Here is a 954-nt window from a genome sequence, read left to right on the forward strand (position 1 = left end):
CTAGGGCCTGTTTCAGAAGTGGATCATTTCGGTGATCCACTTCTGGGATGATCTTTGGGTGAGTCGTGGTGATCTGTCTTCCGCTGAGTGGGCGGTGCTGGAGCCGTTGTTGCCGGTCGGCAAGAAGCCGGGCCGGCCGCCGAAATGGACGAAACGGCAGCTCATCGACGGGATTCGATGGCGGACGCGGACGGGCGCCCCATGGCGGGATGTACCGGCGCGCTATGGCGAGTGGGAGACCGTGTACGGCCTGTTTCGCCGTTGGCAACGTGACGGGACCTGGGCACGGATCATGAGGGATCTGCAGGCGAAGGCGGACGCGAAGGGCCTGATCACGTGGGACGTTAACGTGGATTCCTCGATTGCTCGCGCGCACCAGCATGCCGCCGGTGCGCGAAAGGGGGGGATCTTCAGGTCGAGCCGCCTGGTGGGGTGAGTGTCGAGCCTGCCGATCACGGGCTGGGCCGCTCCCGGGGTGGGCTGAGCACCAAACTGCACCTGGCGGCCGAGCAGGGGCAAGGGGTGCTGTCGCTGATCATCACCGCTGGTCAGCGAGGGGATTCCCCGCAGTTCCAGCCGGTGCTGGAGAAGATCAGCGTGCCGCGGCTCGGTCTGGGGCGGCCTCGTAAGCGGCCGGATCGGGTCCGGGCGGACAAGGCCTACGGCTCGCGTGCCAACCGCGCCTATCTGCGGCGACGGGGTATCTTCTGCACGATCCCGGAGAAGGCCGACCAGATTCGCCACCGCAAGAACCGGGGCAGTCGCGGCGGCCGTCACCCGAAGTTCTGCAAGATCGACTACCGCGCGCGGCACGCGGTCGAATGCGCCATCAACCGGCTCAAACGCCACCGTGCCGTCGCGACCAGGTACGACAAGCTCGCCGTCCGCTACGAGGCCACCGTTCAGATCGCCATCATCAACGACTGGCTGACCCGCTTATAAAACAGGCCCTAG

1 protein-coding gene is annotated in these 954 nt (G+C 65.8%); it reads left to right on the forward strand.

Translation table 11 applies throughout. The features are described from left to right. The first annotated feature begins 58 nt into the window (after window positions 1–58). A protein-coding gene (locus tag KME77_RS07010) for an IS5 family transposase (RefSeq protein WP_372451145.1) occupies window positions 59–942 on the forward strand; the annotation gives its coding sequence in 2 pieces (ribosomal slippage) (window positions 59–431 and window positions 431–942; 885 coding nt in all). Window positions 943–954: the final 12 nt, after the last annotated feature.

Source organism: Nonomuraea rhizosphaerae (assembly GCF_019396405.1).
Lineage (GTDB): Bacteria > Actinomycetota > Actinomycetes > Streptosporangiales > Streptosporangiaceae > Nonomuraea > Nonomuraea rhizosphaerae.